The organism is Hypnocyclicus thermotrophus, assembly GCF_004365575.1.
Taxonomy (GTDB): domain Bacteria; phylum Fusobacteriota; class Fusobacteriia; order Fusobacteriales; family Fusobacteriaceae; genus Hypnocyclicus; species Hypnocyclicus thermotrophus.
This window is the reverse complement of the sequence record NZ_SOBG01000001.1, coordinates 25,236-50,343: the sequence shown is the minus strand read 5'-3', so window position 1 is coordinate 50,343 and position 25,108 is coordinate 25,236. Positions and strand designations below refer to the sequence as shown.

General features: G+C 25.5%; 21 protein-coding genes. 9 read left to right on the top strand and 12 right to left on the bottom strand.

What is annotated here, in order from left to right; genetic code table 11:
• Window positions 1-22: 22 nt before the first annotated feature.
• Window positions 23-2,371 carry an endopeptidase La gene (lon, locus tag EV215_RS00240; protein WP_134111792.1) on the bottom strand — a complete coding sequence of 783 codons (2,349 nt, stop codon included), beginning with the start codon at window positions 2,369-2,371 and terminating at the stop codon, window positions 23-25.
• Between the two features lie 266 nt (window positions 2,372-2,637).
• Entirely contained in the window at window positions 2,638-4,242 is a 1,605-nt protein-coding gene (locus EV215_RS00235; protein WP_134111791.1) for a sensor domain-containing diguanylate cyclase, read from the bottom strand.
• 322 nt (window positions 4,243-4,564) lie between these two features.
• Between EV215_RS00235 and EV215_RS00230 the strand changes: the two genes are divergently transcribed.
• From EV215_RS00230 to EV215_RS00210, 5 genes are all read left to right on the top strand, one after another.
• Complete coding sequence (locus EV215_RS00230; protein ID WP_134111790.1) at window positions 4,565-6,346, top strand: alpha-amylase family glycosyl hydrolase; 1,782 nt, start codon at window positions 4,565-4,567, stop codon at window positions 6,344-6,346.
• Window positions 6,347-6,413: 67 nt separating this feature from the next.
• The gene (locus tag EV215_RS00225) at window positions 6,414-7,694 is read left to right on the top strand and encodes a sugar ABC transporter substrate-binding protein (protein WP_166667285.1); all 1,281 of its coding nucleotides are present in this window, start codon (window positions 6,414-6,416) and stop codon (window positions 7,692-7,694) included.
• 85 nt (window positions 7,695-7,779) lie between these two features.
• Window positions 7,780-9,069, top strand: coding sequence for a carbohydrate ABC transporter permease (locus EV215_RS00220; RefSeq protein ID WP_134111788.1), 1,290 nt, complete (start codon window positions 7,780-7,782; stop codon window positions 9,067-9,069).
• Window positions 9,069-9,923: a sugar ABC transporter permease gene (locus EV215_RS00215; RefSeq protein ID WP_134111787.1), complete on the top strand. Its 855-nt coding sequence runs from the start codon at window positions 9,069-9,071 to the stop codon at window positions 9,921-9,923. Before EV215_RS00220 ends, EV215_RS00215 begins: the two co-directional genes overlap by 1 nt.
• A 46-nt stretch (window positions 9,924-9,969) precedes the next feature.
• Window positions 9,970-10,677, top strand: a complete 708-nt coding sequence (locus EV215_RS00210; RefSeq protein WP_134111786.1) for an HAD family hydrolase — start codon at window positions 9,970-9,972, stop codon at window positions 10,675-10,677.
• A 28-nt stretch (window positions 10,678-10,705) separates the two neighbouring features.
• Here EV215_RS00210 and EV215_RS00205 read toward each other — a convergent pair whose 3' ends face one another.
• On the bottom strand, window positions 10,706-11,269 hold the full coding sequence (locus EV215_RS00205) for a PilZ domain-containing protein (RefSeq protein WP_134111785.1): 564 nt from the start codon (window positions 11,267-11,269) through the stop codon (window positions 10,706-10,708).
• Window positions 11,270-11,403: 134 nt separating this feature from the next.
• On the opposite strand from EV215_RS00205, the gene EV215_RS00200 reads away from it, so the two are divergent.
• Window positions 11,404-11,703: a metal-sensitive transcriptional regulator gene (locus EV215_RS00200; RefSeq protein ID WP_134111784.1), complete on the top strand. Its 300-nt coding sequence runs from the start codon at window positions 11,404-11,406 to the stop codon at window positions 11,701-11,703.
• A gap of 15 nt (window positions 11,704-11,718) precedes the next feature.
• Here EV215_RS00200 and dtd read toward each other — a convergent pair whose 3' ends face one another.
• Together dtd and EV215_RS00190 are read right to left on the bottom strand one after the other, a co-directional pair.
• A complete protein-coding gene (gene dtd, locus EV215_RS00195) occupies window positions 11,719-12,156 on the bottom strand; it encodes a D-aminoacyl-tRNA deacylase (protein WP_134111783.1) in 438 nt (145 codons plus the stop codon).
• A gap of 13 nt (window positions 12,157-12,169) precedes the next feature.
• Window positions 12,170-12,880 (bottom strand): hypothetical protein, encoded by a 711-nt coding sequence (locus EV215_RS00190; protein WP_134111782.1) that lies wholly within the window; start codon window positions 12,878-12,880, stop codon window positions 12,170-12,172.
• Window positions 12,881-13,027: 147 nt separating this feature from the next.
• On the opposite strand from EV215_RS00190, the gene serA reads away from it, so the two are divergent.
• Both serA and EV215_RS00180 read left to right on the top strand, forming a co-directional pair.
• On the top strand, window positions 13,028-14,617 hold the full coding sequence (gene serA, locus EV215_RS00185) for a phosphoglycerate dehydrogenase (protein WP_134111781.1): 1,590 nt from the start codon (window positions 13,028-13,030) through the stop codon (window positions 14,615-14,617).
• 11 nt (window positions 14,618-14,628) lie between these two features.
• A complete protein-coding gene (locus EV215_RS00180) occupies window positions 14,629-15,423 on the top strand; it encodes a sugar phosphate isomerase/epimerase family protein (protein ID WP_134111780.1) in 795 nt (264 codons plus the stop codon).
• Between the two features lie 17 nt (window positions 15,424-15,440).
• On the opposite strand, the gene EV215_RS00175 is transcribed toward EV215_RS00180, so the two are convergent.
• The 7 genes from EV215_RS00175 to EV215_RS00145 all read right to left on the bottom strand — a co-directional run bounded on the left by EV215_RS00175 (window position 15,441) and on the right by EV215_RS00145 (window position 23,548).
• On the bottom strand, window positions 15,441-16,154 hold the full coding sequence (locus EV215_RS00175) for a methyltransferase domain-containing protein (protein WP_134111779.1): 714 nt from the start codon (window positions 16,152-16,154) through the stop codon (window positions 15,441-15,443).
• A 20-nt stretch (window positions 16,155-16,174) separates the two neighbouring features.
• On the bottom strand, window positions 16,175-17,737 hold the full coding sequence (locus EV215_RS00170; protein ID WP_134111778.1) for a response regulator: 1,563 nt from the start codon (window positions 17,735-17,737) through the stop codon (window positions 16,175-16,177).
• 146 nt (window positions 17,738-17,883) lie between these two features.
• Window positions 17,884-19,317: an Asp-tRNA(Asn)/Glu-tRNA(Gln) amidotransferase subunit GatB gene (gatB, locus tag EV215_RS00165; RefSeq protein WP_134111777.1), complete on the bottom strand. Its 1,434-nt coding sequence runs from the start codon at window positions 19,315-19,317 to the stop codon at window positions 17,884-17,886.
• Window positions 19,317-20,753 carry an Asp-tRNA(Asn)/Glu-tRNA(Gln) amidotransferase subunit GatA gene (gene gatA / locus EV215_RS00160; RefSeq protein WP_134111776.1) on the bottom strand — a complete coding sequence of 479 codons (1,437 nt, stop codon included), beginning with the start codon at window positions 20,751-20,753 and terminating at the stop codon, window positions 19,317-19,319. Before gatA ends, gatB begins: the two co-directional genes overlap by 1 nt.
• A gap of 10 nt (window positions 20,754-20,763) precedes the next feature.
• Window positions 20,764-21,048: an Asp-tRNA(Asn)/Glu-tRNA(Gln) amidotransferase subunit GatC gene (gene gatC, locus EV215_RS00155; RefSeq protein WP_134111775.1), complete on the bottom strand. Its 285-nt coding sequence runs from the start codon at window positions 21,046-21,048 to the stop codon at window positions 20,764-20,766.
• A 13-nt stretch (window positions 21,049-21,061) separates the two neighbouring features.
• Complete coding sequence (gene aspS / locus EV215_RS00150) at window positions 21,062-22,348, bottom strand: aspartate--tRNA(Asn) ligase (protein WP_134111774.1); 1,287 nt, start codon at window positions 22,346-22,348, stop codon at window positions 21,062-21,064.
• Between the two features lie 381 nt (window positions 22,349-22,729).
• The gene (locus EV215_RS00145) at window positions 22,730-23,548 is read right to left on the bottom strand and encodes a hypothetical protein (protein WP_134111773.1); all 819 of its coding nucleotides are present in this window, start codon (window positions 23,546-23,548) and stop codon (window positions 22,730-22,732) included.
• Between the two features lie 483 nt (window positions 23,549-24,031).
• Here EV215_RS00145 and mglB point away from each other — a divergent pair, with 483 nt between their 5' ends.
• Window positions 24,032-25,048, top strand: a complete 1,017-nt coding sequence (mglB, locus tag EV215_RS00140) for a galactose/glucose ABC transporter substrate-binding protein MglB (protein ID WP_134111772.1) — start codon at window positions 24,032-24,034, stop codon at window positions 25,046-25,048.
• Window positions 25,049-25,108 lie beyond the last annotated feature (60 nt).

Genomic DNA, 25,108 nt, shown 5'->3' with positions numbered 1-25,108 from the left:
AAAATGGGCAAATGCCCATTTTTTAATTAAATGCTATATTCAGAACCTCTTTAAATTCCTTAACAAAATGTACCTTGATATTTTCTTTTATATAGTCTGGAAGTCTTTCAAAGTCATTTTTATTATCATAAGGTATAATTAATTCAAAAATCTTTACACGTCTTGCAGCAATTACTTTTTCTTTTAATCCGCCAATAGGTAAAATTCTACCTGTTAAAGTAAGCTCACCAGTCATTGCTATCTCTTTTCTAATAGGTTTATTTATTACGAGAGAATATAAAGCAAGGGCCATAGTGATACCAGCTGAAGGACCATCTTTAGGAATAGCACCAGCAGGTACATGTAAATGTATTAGATTGTTTTTAAAAAAATCATTATATTCTTTTTTATTAGGTAAAATAGATTCTACATAAGATTTTGCTATTTCAGCAGATTCTTTCATAACATTACCAAGTTGACCAGTTAATTTTAAGCCAGTTCCTTTTTTTATTTTAATTGCTTCAATATATAAGGTAGTTCCTCCCATTGAGGTCCAAGCTAATCCTAATGTAACCCCTGGAATAGATTTATTATATAATTGTTCAGTAGTAAAAATAGGTTTACCTAAAAATGTTTCTATATTATTTACTCTAATTTTAATTTTTTTATTATCTTCAGCAATAATTAAAGTAGATTTTCTCATTATTTTTTTTATTTGTTTTTCAAGATTTCTTACACCAGCTTCTCTAGCATAATGGTCTATAATATTTTTAATAGCTGCATCACTTATAGATATCTCATTTTTTGATAAATTATGATTTTTCATTTGATTAGGAATAAGATATTTTTTTGCTATTTGTAATTTTTCTTCTAATATATATCCAGGTAGACTAATTACTTCCATCCTATCTAGTAAAGGTCTAGGAATAGTATCTAGTTGATTAGCTGTAGTAATAAATAAAATATTAGATAAATCATATCTAATATCAAGATAATGATCTAAGAAATCTTTATTTTGTTCTGGGTCGAGAACTTCAAGTAGTGCAGAAGCGGGATCGCCATTAAAACTCTTTCCTATTTTGTCTATCTCATCAAGCATGATTACAGGATTAGATACTTGAGTTGTTTTAAGACTTTGAATAATTTTTCCAGGCATAGCTCCAATGTATGTACGTCTATGTCCTTTTATTTCAGCTTCGTCTCTCATCCCACCTACAGAAAATCTAAAAAATTTTCTATTTAATGCAGAAGCAATAGAACGTCCAATAGATGTTTTACCTACTCCTGGAGGACCTACTAAACAAAGAATAGCCCCAGAGACATTACCCGTTTTTATTATTGTACCTATAAACTCTAATATCACTTCTTTTACGTCTTTTAAACCATAATGATCTTTATCAAGTATTTTTCTAGCTTGTTTTATATCTAAATTATCTTTAGAGTATATACCCCAAGGGAGCTCTAAAATAGTTTGTAAATAAGATCTTGTTACATGGTATTCAGGGGAGCTATTGTCTAATAAATTTAATTTTTCTAGTTGCTCATTAACGATTTTTTTAGCTTCTTCAGAAAGAATTAGTTTTTTCATTTTTTCTTTAAAAGAGTCTATTTCGTTTTCTTTATCATCTTTTTCAAGGCCTAATTCTTTTTTTATTAATTTTAATTGTTCTCGTAAAAAAAACTCTTTTTGTTGTTTTGAAACTTTATTTTCAATGTCTTGTTGAATTTTCATTTGTAATTGAGTAATTTCTAACTCTTTCTTTAGTAGAGTTAATATTTTTTTACTACGTTCTTTTAAGGAGAAACTTTCAAGTAAATCTTGTAATTCATTATTTTCAATTTTTAAAGTAGAAGCTACTAAATCCATCAAGATACTAGGTTTATCATATGATACTTGAGACATAAGTAATTTTAATTCTTCTTGTAAAATTGGATTTAATTTAAATAATTCTTTTAAAGAGTTCATAATTCCAAGCATATAAGCTTTTAGCTCATCACTTTTAGCTTCTTCTTCATCTGTATCATGATATTTTACACGCCACATTAAAAATTTTTCATTTGGAATTATTTCTTTTAAAGAAAAACGTTTTAGTCCTTGAACCACAATTTGTATAGTATTTGCAGAAATAGGTGTTATAGAATGTATTCTAACTACTGTCCCTACTTCATAAAGTTTTGAGTGAAATAAATTTAAGCTATTTTTTTCTTTAACTAATACAAGACCAATAAGTTTATTTGAATTATCATAAGCTTCTTTTATACTTTGCAAAAAATGTTCTCCAGAAAAGGTTATAGGAAACATAAGATTAGGGAAAATAGGTCTAGTAACAATAGGTAAGATTAACAAATTATCAGGTAAATTGTTATCTAAAGTTGTTATTTGTGTAGTCATACTCTTCACTCCTTTATGTATAATATCTATATATTTATATACAAAAAAAGAAGCAGGATACCTGCTTCAAGAGAGTTAGGAATTTCAAATAGCTTTAAAATGAAGGAATAATGTTAATAAAAATAAATAATAATAATTTAAATAATTTGGCTATTTGAAAAGGAATAATATTTAATAATCATCACTTACAAGATAAGTATACCATTAACATATAAAAAAGTCAATACTTTTTGTAATATTTTTTTGTTTTTTTTTCGGAAATAGTACTAATGTGGTTGATTAAATACAGTAAAAGTGTTTCTTCCTGTTTTTTTTGATTTATAAAGAGCTGTATCAGCCATATTTATTAATGTTAAAAAATTAATATTATTATTATAAGGAGTATTTATTATCCCAAAGCTTAGCGTAATCCTATCTGAAACAAGAGATTTTTTATGTTTAATATTAAGTTTTGATATATTTTTTTGAAGTAATTTAACTTTTTTTATAGTGTGATCTAAATCTATATTATTTATAAGAATAACAAATTCTTCACCACCATATCTAAAAATATATTCGTTATTGTTAGGAAAAGAATCTAATAAAGTGTCTGCAATTTTAATCAATGTTTCATCGCCAGCCAAATGACCATAATAGTCATTAAAATTTTTGTAATAATCAATATCGCAAAAGATTAAACTAATATTATGATTATTTTTTTTTGCTAAAATCCAAAATTCTTGAAATTTTTCCTCAAACATACGTCTGTTATATAATTTTGTAAGGGGATCAATATATGCAAGTTCTGTAAGATAAATATTCATATTTTTTATCTCTTCATTTTGAGTATTTATTTTATGAATTAATATATTAAAAGATGAAATTAAATTTTTAGCTTCTTCAGAATCTGCTTTGATTTCTAAAGGCGTATAATTATTAGTTGAAATTAATTTTTTAATATGACTATTTAATTGTATTATAGGTTTAATAGTTTTATTTTTTGATATTAAATATAAAATCAACATAAAAATCAAAGCAAAAATGATGCTCAATATTTTTTCAAAAGTAGAATTTATATGTTCTGGATTTAATCCATTAAGAAACGAAATTTTTAAAATAAAAGCAAGTTCACCATTAATATTATTAAAGTTTAGATAAATATTATTTATATCATCTAAATAATATTTATAAAGTGTTTTTGAATCATTTATTTTAGTAGTAATATTATTTATAAATTTAAGATTACTATTTGTTGGGGTAATATATTCTATATTTGAATTGTTTTTTATACTTAATTTATTTATATAGTTTTTATCAATTTTTTTTGCAAATATTATATAACCGTTACTAGGTTTTATTTTATCAGAATCTGTTATTTGAGTAGAAGCAAAAAAATAATTTTCTTTGTTTAAAGTAAAAATACCTAAAACAGTATTTAAATAATTTGGATTTCTATAGTATAAAATATATTCTTTTATATTTTTTAAATATTCTGAATTAGTAGTAATTTTTTTTCCTATTTTTTTTCCATTCCATAGAAGTTTTTTATTTTTTGAATATATTGAAATTATATCGATTTCTAAATTTTCAAATGTTTCATAATTAAAATTTTCATTAATAAAAAAATTAGAATTTTCAAATTGAGTATCTACATGATTATAAAGAGTAGTCCAGTATGCATAATCTTTGTTTAAAGATGAAAGTAAGTCAAGAGAATCGTTAACAGAAGATCTTAAAATAAATATACCATTTTCAATAAATTTTTGTTGAGCTATTTTTATTTTTGGATAAATAAAAACATTTTTTAAAATAATATCCGTTAAAGAGATTAGAATAAAAAAAATAAAAAAATAAAAAGTTAATTGGAAACTCATACTACGTCGTTTAATCATAAATAACTACTCCTTAGATAATTAAGATAAAAAACACCCCATCTTATAAATTTAACTTAAAATTAAAAAAAAATCAAGTTAAAGATAATGAAACTCCAAAACATTATTTAAATAGTGCTTTATGCACTGTTTAGAAACACAACTTTTGGAAACGCTTCTATATTTTTTTGGAAAAAGCTTGACTTTTTAATAAAAATATAGTATTAATATAATTGTAATAAATTTTCTTTCTCAATATACTCTTTTAGCCTTATTTTAAGGTTAAAAAAAGGAGACTATTTTATAGTCTCCTTTAAAAAAACTTTAAGGAGCGTTTAATATAATGAAGAAATTAGTATATTTAATAATGATATTATTGTTTGTTTCGTGTAGTAATTTGGAAAAAGTTAGTGATAATTATAAAGAAAATGTGTTTGATTTAGAAAATTATATTGAATTAGATAATCATAAAGTAAATTTTTTGTTTGAAGTACCAGAAAATTCTGAAATAGAATTTTATTTAGCAAAAGATGGAGAAAAATTAAAAAAAGTTAAATTAGAAAATAATTATAGCAAAAAAAGTGGAATCGTAATTGATGGATTTGAGCCAGGAAATATTTATAATTATAAAATTATAGCAAAAATTAATGGTAAAAAATATTATACAGATGTTTTTAAATTAGCAAAAAAAGAAGTTAAATTAGAAAAAAGTAGAGCTACTTGGGCTAAAAATGCTGTTTTTTATGAAGTTTTTGTAAGAAGTTTTTACGATAGTAATGGAGATAAAATAGGAGATTTCAAAGGATTAGCACAACAATTAGATTATATAAAGAATTTAGGAATAGACGCAATATGGCTTATGCCTACATTTGAATCACCTAGTTATCATGGTTATGATATAGTTGATTATTATAATGTAGAAAAAGATTATGGTAGTATTGAAGATTTTAAATATTTAATAAAAAAAGCTCATCAAAAAAACATAAAAATTATTTTAGATTTAGTTTTAAATCATACTTCTTCTAGACACCCTTGGTTTAGAGATGCTATAAGTAATCCAAATAGCAAATATAGAGATTATTATGTGTGGGCAAGTAAGTATGATAATATTAAAGAAAAAGGTGAATGGGGACAAAATTTATGGTATAAAAAAAGAAATGCTTATTATCAAGCGGTATTTTGGAATGAAATGCCTGATTTGAATTATAGAAATCCAAAAGTAAGAGAAGAAGCAAAAAAAATAGCGAAATATTGGTTAGATATGGGAGTTGACGGATTCAGACTAGATGCAGCAAAACATATAGATAGTGAGTATGATGAAGTTAATCATAAATGGTGGCAAGAATTTACAGCGTATGTAAAAAGTATTAATAAAGAAGCATTTATTGTAGGAGAAAATTGGGATGAAAATGAAAATGTTGTAGCAAAATATATGGAAGATATGGATGCTTCGTTTAATTTTAAAATAAGTAAAAAACTAACAGATTTTGTTCAAAGAAAAAATTTTGATTTAATTAAAGAAGTTTTAAGAATTAGAGAAAAATACAGTAAATACAACAAAAATTTTATAGATGCTACTTTTGTAAGAAATCATGATATGAATAGAATTGCTTCAGAAGTTTGGGGAGATAAAGAAAAGCAAAAATTAATATTTTCATTATTATTTACAATACCAGGAACACCATTTATTTATTATGGTGAAGAATTAGGTCAGCTTGGTAAAAAACCAGATGAAAATATTAGAGAACCGTTTGACTGGTATAAAAGTGCTAAAGGGCCAGGGATGACAAAGGCTCCATCAAATTATTCAGGACTTGTATATACTAAAGCAAATGATGGAATCTCTTTAGAAGAAGAATATAACGATGAAAATAGCATTTATAATTATATTAAAGAACTTATAAAATTAAGAAAAGAATATCCTATATTTAATGATGGGATTTATAAAACAATAGAATTGAATAGGAATATTTATGCATATACAATATCAAAAGATGATGTAGAATTGTTAATAATACATAACTTGAATAAAAAACAAACAAAATTTATTTTACCAAAAGAGTACCAAAAATATGGAATAAATATAGAATTGTCTAAATATGAAACAAAAATAATTAAAAAATAAGAAGGAAATAAAAAAAGTTTATTGTATATAAAACTGTATTATGATAAAAAAAGGAGGAATTTTTAACATGAACAAAAAAATCTTATTAGCATCTTTATTATCAGGACTTATTTTATCTTCTGTTTCAGCAGAAGCAGGATTGTTTTTTAAGAAGAAAAAAGAAGAACCTAAAAAACAAGAAGCTTCAACAACAGGAGAGATAATGCCAGAAGCAGGAGCAGAATTAAGAGTATGGGAATCAGATGGGCCAGAAGGAGAATTTTTAGAGTTAGCAGGTAAAAAGTTTGAAGAAAAATACGGAGTTAAAGTACAATACGAACCAGTTGGAATGACTGATTCAATTGGGAGACTTTCTCAAGATGGACCAGCTGGAATTGGGGCGGATGTTTTTGTATTTCCTCATGATAGATTGGGAGAAGCAGTATCTTCAGGTTTAGTTATGGAAAATTTAGTATCAGCAGACAGAATATCTAGTGATTTTATGGATGCAGCTAAAATAGCATCGACATTTGAAGGTAAAATTATGGCATGGCCATTATCAATAGAAACATATGCTTTATTTTATAATAAAGATGTGCTAGATAGTGCACCTGCTACGTTTGAAGAATTGATAGATTTTGGTAAATCATTTACTGATAAAAATAATAATGATTTTGGTATTTTCTGGGAAGTAGGAAATGCATATTATGGACATGCATTTTTAGCAATGGATGGAGGATATATATTTGGAAGTAATGGAACAGATGCTTCTGATATAGGAATAAATAATGAGGGAGCAGTAAGAGGCATTCAAAATATGATAAAATTAAAAGAAATTTCAGTAGAAAAATCAGGAGATGTTAGTTATGCTGCGATGATGGGATTATTCCAAGAAGGAAAAGCAGCAACAATTATTAATGGACCTTGGGCTATAAAAGATCTTAAAAATGCTGGAACAAATTTTGGAATTGCACCACTTCCTACATTTGATGGAAAACATTTAAGATCTTTCTCTGGAGTAAGATTGATGGGAGTAAGTTCATATAGTAAATATCCAAAAGCAGCTCAATTATTTGCAAAATTCGTTACAAGTGATGAAATGTTATTAGAAAGATATAAATTAACAAAACAAATTCCACCTGTAAAAACATTATTAAATGCACCTGAAATTGCAAATGATCCAGAAGTATTACCATTTTTACAACAAGCACAGTATGCAGTACCTATGCCAGCTATTCCAGAAATGAGATATATGTGGTCACCAGTTGGGGCAGCTTTATCAGAAGCATGGGATGGAAAAGCAACTGTAAAAGAAGCACTTGATACAGCAGTTAAAACAATGAAGGAAGCAATGAATGCTGCTAAATAATTTTAAATAAGTAAATAAAGGTAGACCGAAAAGATTATTCTTCTCGGTCGACCTTGTTATTTATATTACTTAAGGAGAGTGAAGGATGAAAAGAAAGCAATTAACAACTATTTTTTCTATAGTTGTAATGGGTGGAGGTCATTTTGTAAATAAGTTTTTTCTCAAAGGATTATTTTTCTTTTTTATAGGATTAACATTTATTTATAACCTACCTGGTATTTTACAAAATACAGCAGGTCTTATTAGTTTAGGTGATACTCCTCAAACTGTAAAAGGGTTTGATATAATACAAGGAGATCACTCTATATTAATGATGTTTGATGGGGTTATTTCTGTTATTCTTTTTATATTTTATGCATTAGTTTATTTTTATAGTATAAAAGATGCTAGAAGAATTGCAGAACAAATAGAAAAAGGAGAAACAATTCTTAGAGGGAAAGATTATTTGATACATTTTTATGAAGAAAATTTCCCTAAAATTATGTTGACACCAGCAATTTTAGGAACTATATTTTTTACAGCATTACCAATATTAATTACAATAATGATTGCATTTACTAACTATTCAGCTCCAAATCATTTGCCACCTAAAAGTTTAGTTGATTGGGTAGGGTTTCAAAACTTTATAAATATTATAAAATTAAAATCTTGGGCTGGAACATTTGGAAGATTAGCTGGTTGGACAGTTATTTGGGCGGTAGCTACAACATTTTTAAATTATGCAGGGGGATTAGTATTAGCACTGCTTACGGCTAAAAAAGGTATAAAATTTAAGGGGTTTTGGAGAAGTATATTTGTACTTCCATATGCAGTTCCTGCATTTATATCTTTATTAGTATTCAGACTTATGTTTAGTGGTGTTGGACCTGTTAATAATATGTTAGCGTCATTTGGTCTTGAAAAAATTCCGTTTTTTACAGATCCATTACTTGCAAAAATTATGGTTATTTTAATAAATACATGGGCAGGAGCACCGTATTTTATGATATTGATTTCTGGCTCATTAACAAATATATCTTCTTCATTATATGAAGCAGCAGAAATAGATGGAGCTACTAGATATGAGCAATTTAGACATATAACTTTACCATTATTACTATTCCAAACAGCACCAGTATTAATATTATCTTTTGCATATAATTTTAATAACTTTGGAGCAATTTATCTATTAACAGATGGTAATCCAGTTAATTCCTCTTTAAAATATGCGGGAGAAACAGATATTCTAGTAACTTGGTTATATAAATTAACATTAGATCATCAACAATATGGAATGGCAGGAGTAATATCAATAATATTATTTGCATTTATTGCGTCAATATCATTATATAACTTTACTAGAAGTAAATCTTTTAAAGAGGAGGATATGATTTAATGGCTAATACTACAAAAGTTCAAAGAAAATTATTAAGATTTATTGAAAATACCATAGTTTATGGTATACTTATATTGATAGCAATAATAGTAATATTACCAGTAGTTTGGATAGTATTATCATCATTCCAACAAGGTACAAGTTTATATAGTTCAACATTTATACCTAAAAAACTTACATTAGTTCATTATAAAGAATTATTTACAAAGACTGATTTTCCTATATGGTATATGAATACTTTAAAAATAGCATTTTTTAATATGATTATAGGAGTTATTGTTACAACTCTTACAGCATATACTTTTTCTAGATATAGATTTAGAGGAAGAAAAGAAATGATGATAGGAATGTTGATATTACAGATGTTTCCATCATTTTTATCTATGACAGCTATTTTTGTACTTTTGACAAAATTACAACTAGTTGACTCGCATTGGGGACTTATTATTGTCTATGCAGCAGGACAAATTCCTTATAATGCTTGGTTAGTTAAAGGATATTTTGAAGGTATCCCAAAAAGTTTGGATGAAGCAGCAAGAGTTGATGGAGCGGGACATCTTACTATATTTTGGAAAATTATAATGCCACTTGCTAGACCTATATTAGTTCTTATTGCACTTACAAACTTTACTGGTCCTTGGTTTGATTTTATATTTCCAAAACTTATACTAAGAAGTAGATTTAAAAAGACACTTGCAGTAGGTATATTCGAATGGGTACAAGGAAGAGCGGATAATAATTTTACACTTTTTGCAGCAGGGTCATTATTAGTAGCTATTCCTATACTTATATTATTTGTATTTTTACAAAAAAATATAGTTGAAGGTTTATCACAAGGAGCAACAAAAGGGTAGTTTAGAGAGATTGGTATAAAAATAAAATATATATGGGAGAAAGAAAATGTATAAAAATTATATTTTTGATTTATATGGAACTTTAATTGATATTAATACAGATGAAAATAAACAAGAGTTGTGGGAAATTTTATCTAGCTTTTATTCTTATAATGGAGCTATTTATAGTGCAGATGAATTAAAAAAAAGTTATTTAAATAAAGCTAAGAAATATTATGAAGCTAATAAAAGTGAAGCACCAGATATCAAAATAGAAAAAGTATTTGAAGAATTATACCTTGATAAAACATTAGATATTTCTCAAGAGCTAATTTTAAGTACTTGTAAATTATTTAGAATATTATCTACTAAATATATTAAATTATATGAAAATGTAAAACCTTTATTAGAAATATTAAAAAAACAAAATAAAAAAATATTTTTATTAAGTAATGCTCAAAGAGAGTTTACGTTACCAGAATTAGAATATTTAGATATAAAAAAATACTTTGATGGTATATATATATCATCCGATTATGAAGTAGGTAAACCATCAGTAAAATTTTTTGAAGAATTAATTAAAAAAGAAAAAATAAAAATAAAAGAATCGATTATGGTAGGAAATGACTATAGAACAGATATTGAAGGGGCAGAAAGAATGGGAATGGACTCTATATATTTACATACAAATTTATCTCCTGATATAACAGAAAATATTCCTGCAAAATTTAAAATTTATGATAATGATATTTTAAAAATTCCTTCTTTTGAATAATTAAAAAACTGCTCTAAGAGCAGTTTTTTTAATATAAAAAATCATTTAATACATCTTTTTGTCCCTCGCTAAGTTCTATGAATTTAGTACCATATTCTTTTATCTTAGGAAAATCAGTGGTTTTTTTAAATTTAATTTCTGCTTTAATATTTTTATAAATTACACCATTTGGAAGAGTAAAAGTAATGTATATAATATCACTGGGATCAAAATTATATGACGACATAAAAGCTATTCCACCAAGACTTATATTTTCCATTAGTCCCTTGTAGTTTTTATTACCTTTTAGAATGTCTATTTCGATTCTTAAAGTGAGTCTTCTATATTTTCTACGTTCATCATTAAAAATTGTTTCAGGGTATTCTACAACAATTTCATGATCAATAACATCGTTATATATTATTTTTGTATTGAAATGACAATAATAACCAGCTTTTGAAATTTCAATATCAATACTATCACCTTTATGTAAAAATATATTTCTTTTATTCTTAGCTAGAATTTTAATAGTTATTCTATGGTTTTTTATATCATATTTTTCAATAATACCATTATATTCATAATTATCTTTTTTTAAAATAATATCTTGCATTTTATCACATCCTTAGATTTAACCTTATTATATATATACGATAATAATATATAAAAATCCTTTATTTAACTTGCTAAAAACAAAAAAAAATAGTATTATATACATATAGGGTGTATATAAGGAGCGATGTAAAAATGACAGAAGAAAAATGTTGTATAATTGATAAACAAGAACATGAAAAAATTAAAAAAAATTTAAATGTAAGACTTAATAGAATCGAAGGACAAATTAGAGGAATAAAAAAAATGATAGAGAATGATATTTATTGTGATGATATATTAAATCAAATATCTGCAGTAAAAGCAGCACTTAATGGAGTGTCAAAAGTTTTATTAAAAAGACATATAAATACTTGTGTTGTAAATAAAATACAAAATAATGATCTAGAAGTAATAGATGAGATGATAGAAACTATAAATAAAATGTTAAAATAGCCTCTATTTAAGAGGCTATTTTTCTATTATCATTGTCACAGGGCCATCATTTATTAAAGATACTTCCATATGTTCTTGAAATATACCAGTTTCTATTTTGATACCAGTTTTTCTAATTTTCTCTACAAAATAATCATATAAAATTTTAGCTTTTTTAGGACTTGCAGCTTCTGTAAAGCTAGGACGTAGTCCTTTTCTACAATCACCATATAAAGTAAATTGAGAAACAATAAGAATTTCACCATCTATATCAATTAATGAATTATTCATTTTTTTATTTTCATCTTCAAAAATTCTTAATTTAATTATTTTATTTACTAACCAATCTGCTTCTTTTTCGGTATCGTTGTTATTTATTCCAAGAAATATTACTATTCCTTTTGAGATTTCACCAACAACTTCATTTTTAACTTTAACATTAGCTGTTTTTACTTTTTGAAGTACTATTTTCATTTTAACCCCTTATCTAATTTATTATTTTAAAATCTTCTAATCTTTTTATATCGCCTTCTTTTTCGATAATATTTCCATCTTTATCAAAAGTTTCAATACTATCATAATTGTTTCTAGTTGATTTTGGTGCTATATATTCTTTTTGTTTATCATACAATGTTTTTTCTCCAGTAGTAATAAATTTTAAATTGTATCCAATAGAAAAAACTACTCTATTATATGCCATTGATTCATTATTTTTATCTACATAAATAAAACTACCATCGTTTTTTGCAAAAGATAATTCTAAAAAATAGTCATAAAATTTAGCGCCTAATCCTAATGAATAGTAAACTCCGTTTTCAACACTACCTTCATTTACATTAACATCTTTTATTGATATTCCAAAACCAAGCTTTCCTTTAAAGTAAGGTTCTATAGTCCCATCAGGAATAAAAGTATATTTAAATATACCATATATAGGGATAATAGAATATAGCGGATGAGAACCAAACGTAGCATAATCACTGTAATCTTTGATAGAGAAAAAAGATATTCCCGCTCCAACTGAAGCAAAATCATAATCTTGAGCAAGATATTCTAAATTAATTTCATACGAACCAGCACTAAGGTCTCTTCCTGCAAGTTGAGCATTATTAGCTAAACCATAGCTTATATCTAAATCAAAATTTGCATAAACATTGTAGCTTATTAATATAAAAATAGTTATAAATATTTTTTTCATAGAAGCACTCCTTATTTATAGTTTTCTTATATTATATATCGGAAAGAGTTATATGTAAAGTTAGTAAAAATATTAATTTATTCTTGAAAAAAACCTTAAAATAATGTATTATATTTGTAATACATATATAATGGGGGGATAATATTTATGAGTAAATTTAAAATTATAGTTGCGGAGAAAATTGATAAAGCTGGTATTGAACATTTACAAAAATATGCTGATGTAGATGTATGTATAGGTATAAGCAGAGAAGAGTTATTAGAAAAAATTGGAAATTATGATGCACTTGTAGTAAGAAGTGCAACAAAAGTAAATGCAGAGCTATTAAATAAAGGAAAAAATTTAAAAATAATTGGAAGAGCAGGAAATGGAATTGATAATATATCTATAGAAGAAGCTACAAAAAGAGGGGTAATTGTAGCAAATACACCGGAAAGTAATATTATATCTGCTTGTGAGATTTCAATAGGATTAATGTTTGCAGGAGCTAGAAGTATATGCTATGCAAGTAATGAAACTAAAAGTGGAAAATGGATAAGAAATCAATTAGAAGGAACTGAATTATATGGTAAAACACTGGGGATAGTAGGATTAGGAAGAATAGGTGGCTTAATGGCTACTAGAATGAAAGCTATGGGTATGAATTTAATAGCCTATGATCCATATATAACTGATGAAAGATTTGAAAAATATGGAGTAACTAAAAAAGAGACTTTAGAAGAGTTGTGTAAAGAAGCAGACATAATAACAGTACATACTCCAAAAACAGAAGAAACAAAAGGGATGATAAGTTATAAACAAATTGAGTTAATGAAAACAGGAGTACACTTAGTAAATGGTGCTAGAGGTGGAATAATAGATGAAAAAGCAGCATATGAAGGATTAAAAAGTGGTAAAATAGCTAGCTTTGGACTTGATGTACATGAAACAGAACCAAGAACAGAAAGTCCATTATATGAACTTGATAATGTTACAGTAACCCCACATATAGGAGCAAATACATATGATGCTCAAAGAAATGTAGGACTTAATATTGCAGAACAAATTTTAAATGGTTTAAATGGAGAGATAGTTGAAAATGCCGTTAATTTGCCTACTATGAATAGAGATGAATTAAAAGAAGCAAAACCTTATTTAAACTTACTAGAAAAAATAGGAAAAATGTATTATCAATATAATAAAGAAATAGTAAAAGCGATAGAAGTGTCTTACTGGGGGGATGCTGCAAAACAATATACTGAAATGATGGATATAGCCTTTTTAAAAGGATTTTTAAGTACAGTAATGAGTGAAAAAGTAAATTATATAAATGCTAAAATATTTGCTGAAAAAAATGGAATTGCTCTTAATATTCAAAAAAATAAAGAAGAATATAAAAATCATTCAAATGCTATAAAGATTAAATATATTTTAAAAGATAAAGAGGTTGTATTTTTAGGAAATATTGCTTCAAATGGAGAACCAAAACTTCTTGAAATAGATGGATATGAAGTAGATGTGAAACTTACTGAGTATTTATTACTTATAAACAATAATGATGTACCAGGAGTAATAGGTAAAGTAGGAACTATAGTAGGAAATGAAAATATTAATGTTGCTACAATGACAGTTGCTAGAAAACAAAAAGGTGATAAAGCACTTATGATACTAAATGTAGATGATTATATAGCTGATGAAGTATTAGAAAAATTTAATGAATATTTAGAAATTAATTTTGCAAAACTATTAAAACTTTAAGGAGTAACAATATGAATTATATAGTAGGATATGCTGCGTCAGCTTTTGAAAAAAATATTTATGATTCTATAAACTATGCAAAAGAAAATGGATTTAAAGCAGTAGAATTAAATGTAAATATGCCTATTTTTTTTCCTGAAAACTTTTCATTAGAAGAAAGGGAAAAAATAAAAAACTATGCAAAAGAGCATAATATAATAATTACACTTCATGGACCAGAAGATATTACTTTTTTACAACTTCAAGATGGTATCAATATAGCATCTATTAATAGAATAAAAGATGTTATTGATTTCGCAAATGATATCGAAGCAAAATTTTTAACACTTCATATAGGTGCAAGTGTATGTTTTACATTAACAGATAAAAAAATATATATTGATGAAATGTTTTATGAAAAATATAAAAAGAGATTAGAAGAAAATTTATTAGAAATAATAAATTATAGTAAAGATAAAGTAAAAATTTGTATTGAAAATTCAGGAAGATTTCCAGAAGTATTAGTTCAAGAGACACTAAGTGAATTTATAAAAAAATATGACTTGTATCTTACATGGGATATAGGGCATTCTTATAAAAATGTTTATAATGAAGTTGATTTTTTTATAAAGAACAAAAATAAAATAAGGGTATCTCATGTACATGATAATAACGGAAAAAGCGATCATCAAATACTTGGAGAAGGAAATATAGATATAAAAAAACATTTTGAGATAATTGGAGAAAATGTTATTTATATTTTAGAAGTAAGACCTAGGGAAAATGCTACGACGTCACTTAAGAAATTAGAAAAAATACTAAAATAAGCTGCCATTATGGCAGCTTAAATTTTTTGCGCTGAAAAAATAAGAGAAACAGAGTTAAAAGAAAATTTATCACCTTTAAAATTAGAATAATAGTTGATATTTTTAAACCCAATTTTAGTTAACATATTATCTATTTCATGTTTTTTAAGTGGAATAAGTGGGATAGAATTTTCTATAATTTTATTTTTTTCTTTTATTTCTAAGATAGTATTAAATTTAATAATATCATTATTAATAATATAATTTCTAATAAATTTAATTTTATCATTTTCTATAGTAGATAAAGATGAAATATTATTATTTAAAATCCTATCATAGTTTATTATCTGACAAATAAGGTATCCTTTATCATTTAATAACTTAAAAGATTTTTTTAAAAAATCATAAATATTATTTTTTGTATTTAAATGAACAATAGTATTTCCAAATGATATTATTTTATCAAATTTTTTATTGTTAAAAAAAGTGTCTATTTTTAACATATCTAAATAAATAAAATTTATATTTGGATATTTTAATTTTGCAAAATTCAATAAATCATTATTCAAATCAATAGCAAAAATATTTTTAGATTTTAAAGAAAGAAGACCACTTAAAGAACCAGTAGCAGCTCCCACATCTAATATAATTTCATTATTTTTTATAGGTGATATATTTTCAATAAAATCAAGTTGCGATTTATTTTGTGGGAAAATATAATCATAATATTTTGCGATTTCACTATAAAACATAGAATACTCCTTATTTTCTATTAAAATTTAAATAATTCATCATAGTCTTTATTAGTATTTTTTATTTTTAAAATATAGTCAATATTTTCAATAAATAAATCTACCAATTTTGGATCAAAATGCCTTCCTTTTTCAGATAAAATATAATTTATTACTTTTTCAATAGGCCAAGCTTCTTTATACACTCTTTTATGTGAAAGTGCATCAAATACATCACAAATAGCTGTAATTCTACCATAAATATGAATTTCTTCTCCTTTAAGGCCTTTAGGATAACCAGTTCCATCCCATTTTTCGTGGTGTTCATTAGAAATAATAGAAGCAGCTTTTAATATTTCTCTATTTGAATTACTTAATATATCATACCCTATTATAGTATGTTTTTTTATTAGTTCAAATTCATCTTTTGTTAACTTTGAGGGTTTGTTTAATATTTGTTCTGGGATACCTATTTTTCCTATATCATGCATAGGCGAAGCTGCTCTTAATATTTCACATTCATCTTTAGAAAGTCCATATTTTAAAGCTAAAAAATATGAAAAATCAGCAACTCTTTTTACATGATGATGAGTTTCTTTAGAACGTGTTTCTACAACTTCACCAAGTGTTGTAATAATTTCTTTTTGGGTATTAATAATTTCTTCATTTAAAAAGAAATTATCAAGTGCAGTTGATACATTAGTGGAAAATATTTTTAATAAATTTTTATCAACATTAGAAAAGCCTCTAGAGTCTTTAAAGTATATAATGGATTTTGATTCATTAATCGACTCAAAACAACCAAAGAATTCATCTTTATTAATTATAAAATTATTATTTATGTCTAAGTCAGTCAATTTTTCTTTTAAGAGAATATCATTCATTTCATCAATAGTTAAACCAATATATTTAAAAAAATTACCAGTAGCAGCGACTATTTTCATAGAATTATTATCTTTAAATGACATAAAGCTTGATGGTTGAAAATAAAACATAGAATCGGAAGAATCTATCAAAGACGAAAGCTCTTCTAGTAATAATTCAGCAAAATTTTTCATTTTTTGATTAGGTGAAAAAAGTTTTGAAGAAGATTTTATTATTTTTTCAAGACCGTTTTTACTATGTTCAATAGTACGAATATCCTTATATCCTCTTAATGAGGAGATAACAGTTGTAAATAATTTTTGAGAAGTTAATTCTGTTTTTTCTTTATAATCATTAATATCATAATTAATAATTACATTTCTTTCTGGTGCAGTACCAGCTTGACCAGTACGTAATATAATACGAATAGCTCTATTTTTTAGTTCTTCTCTAATGTATTTTGTGATTTTTAAACCAGAATCAAGAGTATCCATAACTACATCTAATAAAATAATTGCAGCATCAGAATGTTTTTTTAATGCATTTTTAGTTTCATCATCATTAAAACAACTAATAAATTCAATTGGTTTTTCTTCAAATTCTACATTTTTTAAAACTAATTTTGTAACTGTATGTATATCCTCTTCATCATCAGCAATAATAATTTTCCAATTATCATCAAAGTTTTTAGATGCTTTAAAATCAATATTTGTATCATCAGCAAAAAAAATATTTTCCATAAATTCCCCCAAGAATAGTATTTAATATAACTTTAAATAATAAGTATTTTGATATGTTTAAAACTAAACTTTAGTATATATATATTTTATCAAAAAATAATTAAATGGTAAAGAAAAACACAAAGGAAAACCTTTGTGTTTAAATATTAATTTAATTTTTTTGATAAAATTTCATTAGCAATTTTTGGATTCACTTTTCCTTTAGTTGCTTTCATTATTTGCCCAACAAGGAAACCTAGTACTTTTTTATTTCCTTCTTTATATTGCTTAACGACATTTTCATTTTCAAAAATAACTTTATCAACAATTGCTTCAATTTCACTACTATCATTTGATTGTAATAAAGATTTTTCTTCAATTATTTCAAGAGCTGTTTTATTAGTTTTTAATATTTCATCAAAGACTAGAGTAGCAGAGCTACTATTTATTTTGTTTTCTTTAGTAAGTTTTATAATAGTCGCTAATTCTTTAGCAGGTAAATTAAAATCTTTTGCTTCTATTTTTTGTTCATTTAATATTCGAATAACATCTCTTAATATCCAATTACTTGCATTTTTTGCATCAGCACCTTCTTTTACAATGTCTTCAAAATAATTAGCTAAATATTTATCTGCTACAATAATAGATGCGTCAGTTTCTGTTAATGCGTAATCTTTTATAAATCTTTCTTTTTTTATACTTGGTAATTCAGGTAAAGATGCTTTTGCATTTTCTAAAATTTCATTTTTAACAATTAAAGGGATAATATCAGGTTCTGGAAAGTATCTATAATCATGTGCTTCTTCTTTTCCTCTCATAGGTATAGTTTTTCCTTTTGCACTATCCCATCTTCTTGTTTCTTGTATAATTTTATAATCTTCACCATATTTATAAAGTTCAGATTGTCTTTTTTGTTCTTTAAGTAGAGCTTTTTCAAGTTCTTTAAATGAATTTATGTTTTTTAATTCTACTCTAGTATTTAATTTTGTATCTCCTACTTTTCTCATAGAAATATTAGCGTCACATCTTAGAGAACCTTCTTCCATTTTACAATCTGATATATCAGCATATTCTAAAATATTTTTTAATGTTTTTAAAAATATAATTGCTTCATCAATGGATCTAATATCAGGTTCTGTAACTATTTCTATTAGAGGAACACCAACCCTATTATAGTCAATATATGATACTGGTTCGAATTCATCATGTACTAATTTACCAGCATCTTCTTCCATATGAATTCTATTGATTCTTATTCTTTTAGAGCCTTGTTCAGTTTCAATATCTACATAGCCATCTTGACATATAGGTAAATCATATTGAGATATTTGATAAGCTTTTGGTAAATCAGGATAGAAATAATTTTTTCTATCCATTTTATTTAAAGTATTGATATTACAATTGATTGCGAGCCCAGCTTTTACAGCTAGTTCTATAACTCTTTCGTTCATTACGGGTAAAGTACCAGGAAGTCCAAGACAGATTGGACAAGTATTTTCATTAGGTTTTTTACCAAATTTAGTTGAACAATTACAAAATATTTTTGTTTTAGTATCTAATTCAACATGTATTTCTAATCCAATAATAGTTTCTAAAGTCATTATTTTACCCCCTCAAAAGCTTTGGCAGCTCTAAGAATTTTTTCTTCATCAAAATGTTTACCAATTAGCTGAATTCCAATAGGCAATCCATCTTTATTTTTACCACTTGGAATTGATATAGCAGGAACACCAGCTAAGTTGATATTTATAGTATAAATATCAGCAAGATACATTTCTAGAGGGTCAGATGTTTTTTCACCTATTTTAAATGGTAGTACAGGTGATATTGGACTTAATATTAAATCATACTTTTCAAAAATTTCTTTGTATTGATCTTTGATTTTTTTCTTTAATTTAAGAGCTCTATTATAATAGGCATCGTAATATCCAGAAGAAAGAGCATAAGTTCCTAACATTATACGTCTTTTAACTTCTTTTCCAAATGCTTCTGTTCTTGAATTTACCATGATATCATTTACATCTTCATACGTTTTAGTTCTATATCCATATCTTATACCATCAAATCTAGCAAGATTTGAGCTAGCTTCAGCAGAAGATATTATATAATATGCTGAAAGTCCTTCTTCTGTAATGGGCATAGAGATATATTCTACTTTAGCACCAAGAGATTTAAATTTTTCTATTGTTTCAAGAAAATTATTTTTAATCTCTTCATTTAATCCTTTTTTTATAAATTCTTTAGCAACTGCAATTTTCATATTTTGTATATCAACATTATTTAATTTATCTAAATAAGTATCGTATTTAAGTTTTGCACTTGTATTATCTAATTTATCATGACCTTGAATAACTTCTAAGCAAAGAGCAGCATCATCAATACTTCTTGTAATTGGACCAATTTGATCAAGAGATGAACCAAAAGCAATAAGTCCAAATCTTGATACTTTTCCATAAGTAGGTTTTAATCCTGTAACTCCACAAAATCCAGCCGGTTGTCTTATACTTCCTCCTGTATCACTACCAAGGGAAATAGGAACAAATTTTGCTGCAACACTAGCAGAAGAGCCACCAGAAGAGCCACCAGGAACTCTACTTATATCCACTGGATTTTTAGTAGGTCCAAAATATGAATTTTCACATGATGAACCCATTGCAAATTCATCCATATTTACTTTTCCTATAATTATAGCATCTTCAGCTTTTAATTTTTTTATAACGGTAGCATCATATGGCGGAATAAAATCTTCTAACATTTTTGAAGCACAAGTTGTTTTTATTCCATCAGTACAAATGTTATCTTTTATAGCTATTGGAATTCCAGCCAATTTCCCTAAACTTTCACCGTTTTTAATTTTATCATCTATTTCTTCAGCTTGCTTTTTAGCTAATTCTTTTGATAAAGTAATAAAACTATTTATTTGTTTATCTTCTTTTTCTATTTTTTCATATATTTTATTTATTAAATCAATAGCACTAATCTTTTTATTAATTATAGCTTCTCTTATCTCTATAGCACTCATTTCAAAAATATCCATATTATCCCCCTTATTCTATTACTTTAGGTATCTCTATACTAGTACCATTCATTTTTTTAGTATTTTTAAATAACTTTTCTTTATTTTCAAAAACTTCTACTTCATCTTTTCTAAATTCTGAATTAGTTTCACTAAAATCATAACTTTCTATATCAGAAAGATCGAAATTATCAATAGTAGCAAAATGTTCTAGTACAGTTTCAAATTCTTTTGCTAAATTTTCAGCTTCATTTTTAGTGAATTTTAATTTTGCTAATTTAGCAATATAATTTACTTTATCAACAGTTATTTTCATTATTAATCCCCCTTTATGGTTTAATTCTTTTTAAATCTCTAGGTATTAAACTAGCTTCTCTGATATTAGTTAAATTTAGTATTTGCATTGTTAACCTTTCTAAACCAATTGCAAATCCGCCATGAGGTGGCATACCATATTTAAATGTATCTGTATAAAATTCAAAATTTTCAGGTTTCATATCAAATTTTTTAATATTTTCTATTAACATTTTATAATCATGTATTCTTTGCCCTCCAGTTGTTATTTCAAGTCCTTTATAAATTAGATCAAAACTTCTAGTAACTTCTTTTTTCGATTCATGAGGCATAGTATAAACAGGTCTTTTTGAGATTGGATATTCTGTTACAAAAATAAAATCACTATTATATGTTTCTTTTACATATTTAGAAAATATTTTTTCTCCTTCAGCATCAAGATTCCCTATTGGAGAACGTTTATTAAATTTTTCTAATAAAATATCTTGAGCTTCTTTTAATGAAATTCTAGGTATTTTGAAATTTTCTTCTAACGTTATATTAAACATATCTAATTCTTTTTTACAAGTCTTATTTAAATGAGAAAAAATATAGTTTAGAATATCTTCTTCAAGTTTCATTATATCTTCTTCATTTTCAATAAATCCCATTTCGACATCTAAACTTATATATTCGCTTAAATGTCTCCAAGTATTATGCAATTCAGCTCTATAAGCGTGTCCTATTTCAAATACTCTTTCAAAACCAGCTCCTACCATCATTTGTTTATAAAATTGAGGACTTTGAGCTAAAAATGATCTTCTTCCATAGTAATCAACAGTAAACATTTCGCTTCCACCTTCTGTAGAAGAATCAATAATTTTTGGAGTATGTATTTGTGAGAAATTTTTTGATTTTAAATATGTTTTAAATCCTTCTTCAATTTCTTGTTGTATTTTAAATATAGCCCTTATATTTGGTCTTCTAAGAGCAATAGTTCTATTATCTAGTTGTGTTTCTAATTTAGCTTGAATAGTTTTTTTATTTATTTCAAATGGTAAACTATCATATACTTTTCCAAGAAGATTTAAATCTTCAACTTGCATTTCAATATTATTTATAGCTTTAGGGTTTTCGACTACTTTACCAATAACAGTAATAGGTGTTTCTAGCTTTAAATTTTCTAGTTGTTCTTTTGTCATAACTAATTGAATAACACCAGTTTTATCTCTAAGAATTACAAAATTTACTTGTCCTAAAGAATTAATTCTGTGAACCCAACCAGTTAATTTAGCTTTTTGTGGTTTTTCTTTTAATAAAGTCTCAATATAAATTCTTTCCATGTTTTTCCCCCTGTTAAATAAATTAAATTGTATAAAAAAAACTCTCCACGATCCATACATATACGTGAAGAGTATAATTTCAAAAAAATTATAATTAGTCCTTTTCACAAAGTACGGAAACATTTCTAAGAATGCTCGATACCCGTCGGAAATAACGTCCCGAATACGTCTAAGCCTACTAATTTTAATCAAAATTAAAACTTTCGGTTAGCAGCTCGAAGGTGTTCTTCAATATAAGCTTCGTTGCTAGACTCTCACCGTCACTAGCTCGCTCATAACTACATCTTATATTTACTCTCCTTGTCATCGCCTTTAAAACTAGGTAGTATTAAATTGTTAATGCATTGTACTATTTTTTTATACAATTGTCAAGTTTTTTTGTTATTTTGCTAAGTATATAATTTTATTTCTATCTTTATTGTCATTGGAAAATAAAAACTTAATCTGTTTTTTTAATAAATTGATAGTTATAATTACAATATCGTCATAAAGAAGATGATTTGACTCAGTTATAGTAATTATTTTATTAATTGGTATAAAAGTTTCGCTATATTCATAGTCTCTTTCATTATTTATTTTTATTTCTTTTCCTTTGTTAAAAATAATTAATTCTCGTTCTCCTATTAAATATAGAGCACTAGTTAATTTAGTAGTAATATTTTCTTCTTTATTATAAAGAAATTCGTCAGGTTGAAACACAAAATCTTTTATTTCAATATCTATTTTAGAAAGCATTATATTATAAATATTTTCCAAATTATTAAATATTTTAGATTTTGGTAGGCTAGGAGTTTCTTCTTTAAAATCAATATATTTTTCTCTTAAGTATTTTATAAATTCTTCTATAGTAATTGAAGCAGAAGAATTAAAGTGAATAACTATTTCTTGATCATTTTTTATAATAATAAGTTTTCCTAAAAGAAGTTCTCTTGAAATTTTAATAACATCAATTTCACTGTAAAAAAATTTTGTTTCTAAAAATTTTTCTTTTGAATCATCCAAAATATAGAGATAATCTTTAAAAGCAAAAATGAGTAAACCACTATTTTCTATTTTATAATCAGAAATATGTAATGCAAATTCAAAATCTTTTTCGTTATTTTTAAAATTTTCTTGAAATTTTAAAGGAATTTTATCAAAGTTGTAGTACTTATCTATAAAAGGCTCTCCTTTTTTGTAATATTTTTCAATATTTACCATAATTTACCACCCTACTTTCTATAAATTAGTTTAATTTATTACCTTACATATATTATATAACTTAAATAAATATTTTCCTTTTTTTTAAATAAAAAAAATAAATTAATCTAAAATCCTTAAGAATGAACGATTAGAGCGGTTTTGTGACATAAAGTATAAAAAAAAATCAAAAAAAATTTGATTTTTTTAAAAAAATGTTGTATAACTTAATTGTAAGTGGTGTTGTTGAAAAAAAAACAACATAAATTAGAAATGAAAATAACGGAATTAAAAAAAGTTAATAAAGTTTTATTGAGTAATTATATGAAAGCTTTTAGAGATTTTAAAAGGTATATTAAGTTGGTTTATAAAGTTATATAAAAAAACAAATAAAAGAATTGTTATTTTAACAAAAACATTATATTATGTTTATATAAACAATTTTAAGAGTTTTTATTTAACAAAATGTTTGTTAAAAAAACACACTATAAGGAGGAAGTATTTATGAAAAAAGCTGTTACACTATTATTAGCTGGTTCATTATTAGCTGCAACTACAACAACTGCATATGCAGGAGGATTATTCAAAAGAAAATCAAAAGAAAAAATGATTGGGGTTACTATTTACAAATACGATGATAACTTCATGGCTTTAGTAAGACAAGCAATTGAAAAAGGTGCAGAAGGTAAATCAGGAATAAAAGTACTTATGAATGATTCACAAAATGACCAATCAAAACAAAATGACCAAATTGATGTACTTATATCTAAAGGTGTTAGTGCACTTGCAATCAACTTAGTTGACCCTGCTGCAGCACAAACAGTTATTGAAAAAGCAAGAAAAGAAAACATACCTGTAGTATTTTTTAACAAAGAGCCTAGTCAAAAAGCATTAAATAGTTATGACAAAACTTATTATGTAGGAACAGAATCAAAAGAAGCAGGAATTATTCAAGGAGAATTAATAGCTAAACATTGGAAAATGCATTCAGAATGGGATTTAAATAAAGACGGTGTATTACAATATGCATTATTAAAAGGAGAACCTGGACATCCAGATGCAGAAGCAAGAACAGAATATGTTATAAAAACACTTAATGAAAAAGGAGTAAAAACTGAAAATCTTCATTTAGATACTGCTATGTGGGATACAGCACAAGCAAAAGATAAAGCAGAAGCTTGGTTATCAGGACCAAATAGAGATAAAATAGAAGTATTTATTACAAATAATGACGCAATGGCTTTAGGAGTTATTGAAGCATTAAAAGCTAATGGAAAAACTAATATACCAGTATATGGAGTAGATGCATTAGCAGAAGCATTAGTAAAAATTGAAAAAGGTGAACTTCAAGGAACAGTTCTTAATGATGCGTCAAGTCAAGGACAAGCTACATTAGACTTAGCAGTAAATTTAGCAAATGGAAAAGATCCTTTAGAAGGAACAAATTGGAAATTAAAAAATAAAGCAGTAAGAGTTCCTTATGTAGGAGTAGATGCAGAGAATTTAGCACAATTTAAATAAAACTAAATAGGGTGCTTGCATAGCTTGCACCCTAATTTTATAAAAGGAGTCAACATGAAT

Bases quoted from the DNA above. Each gene is read 5' to 3' on its own strand.
- dtd (WP_134111783.1), bottom strand. From the start codon at position 12,156: ATGAAAATAGTACTTCAAAAAGTAAAAACAGCTAATGTTAAAGTTAAA.
- gatB (WP_134111777.1), bottom strand. From the start codon at position 19,317: ATGACTTTAGAAACTATTATTGGATTAGAAATACATGTTGAATTAGAT.
- EV215_RS00220 (WP_134111788.1), top strand. From the start codon at position 7,780: ATGAAAAGAAAGCAATTAACAACTATTTTTTCTATAGTTGTAATGGGT.
- gatA (WP_134111776.1), bottom strand. From the start codon at position 20,753: ATGGATATTTTTGAAATGAGTGCTATAGAGATAAGAGAAGCTATAATT.
- EV215_RS00190 (WP_134111782.1), bottom strand. From the start codon at position 12,880: ATGAAAAAAATATTTATAACTATTTTTATATTAATAAGCTACAATGTT.
- EV215_RS00235 (WP_134111791.1), bottom strand. From the start codon at position 4,242: ATGATTAAACGACGTAGTATGAGTTTCCAATTAACTTTTTATTTTTTT.
- mglB (WP_134111772.1), top strand. From the start codon at position 24,032: ATGAAAAAAGCTGTTACACTATTATTAGCTGGTTCATTATTAGCTGCA.
- serA (WP_134111781.1), top strand. From the start codon at position 13,028: ATGAGTAAATTTAAAATTATAGTTGCGGAGAAAATTGATAAAGCTGGT.
- aspS (WP_134111774.1), bottom strand. From the start codon at position 22,348: ATGGAAAGAATTTATATTGAGACTTTATTAAAAGAAAAACCACAAAAA.
- EV215_RS00170 (WP_134111778.1), bottom strand. From the start codon at position 17,737: ATGGAAAATATTTTTTTTGCTGATGATACAAATATTGATTTTAAAGCA.
- EV215_RS00205 (WP_134111785.1), bottom strand. From the start codon at position 11,269: ATGCAAGATATTATTTTAAAAAAAGATAATTATGAATATAATGGTATT.
- EV215_RS00200 (WP_134111784.1), top strand. From the start codon at position 11,404: ATGACAGAAGAAAAATGTTGTATAATTGATAAACAAGAACATGAAAAA.
- gatC (WP_134111775.1), bottom strand. From the start codon at position 21,048: ATGAAAATAACTGTTGATAAAGTAAATTATATTGCTAAATTAGCAAAA.
- lon (WP_134111792.1), bottom strand. From the start codon at position 2,371: ATGACTACACAAATAACAACTTTAGATAACAATTTACCTGATAATTTG.
- EV215_RS00175 (WP_134111779.1), bottom strand. From the start codon at position 16,154: ATGTTTTATAGTGAAATCGCAAAATATTATGATTATATTTTCCCACAA.
- EV215_RS00225 (WP_166667285.1), top strand. From the start codon at position 6,414: ATGAACAAAAAAATCTTATTAGCATCTTTATTATCAGGACTTATTTTA.
- EV215_RS00215 (WP_134111787.1), top strand. From the start codon at position 9,069: ATGGCTAATACTACAAAAGTTCAAAGAAAATTATTAAGATTTATTGAA.
- EV215_RS00230 (WP_134111790.1), top strand. From the start codon at position 4,565: ATGAAGAAATTAGTATATTTAATAATGATATTATTGTTTGTTTCGTGT.
- EV215_RS00145 (WP_134111773.1), bottom strand. From the start codon at position 23,548: ATGGTAAATATTGAAAAATATTACAAAAAAGGAGAGCCTTTTATAGAT.
- EV215_RS00210 (WP_134111786.1), top strand. From the start codon at position 9,970: ATGTATAAAAATTATATTTTTGATTTATATGGAACTTTAATTGATATT.
- EV215_RS00180 (WP_134111780.1), top strand. From the start codon at position 14,629: ATGAATTATATAGTAGGATATGCTGCGTCAGCTTTTGAAAAAAATATT.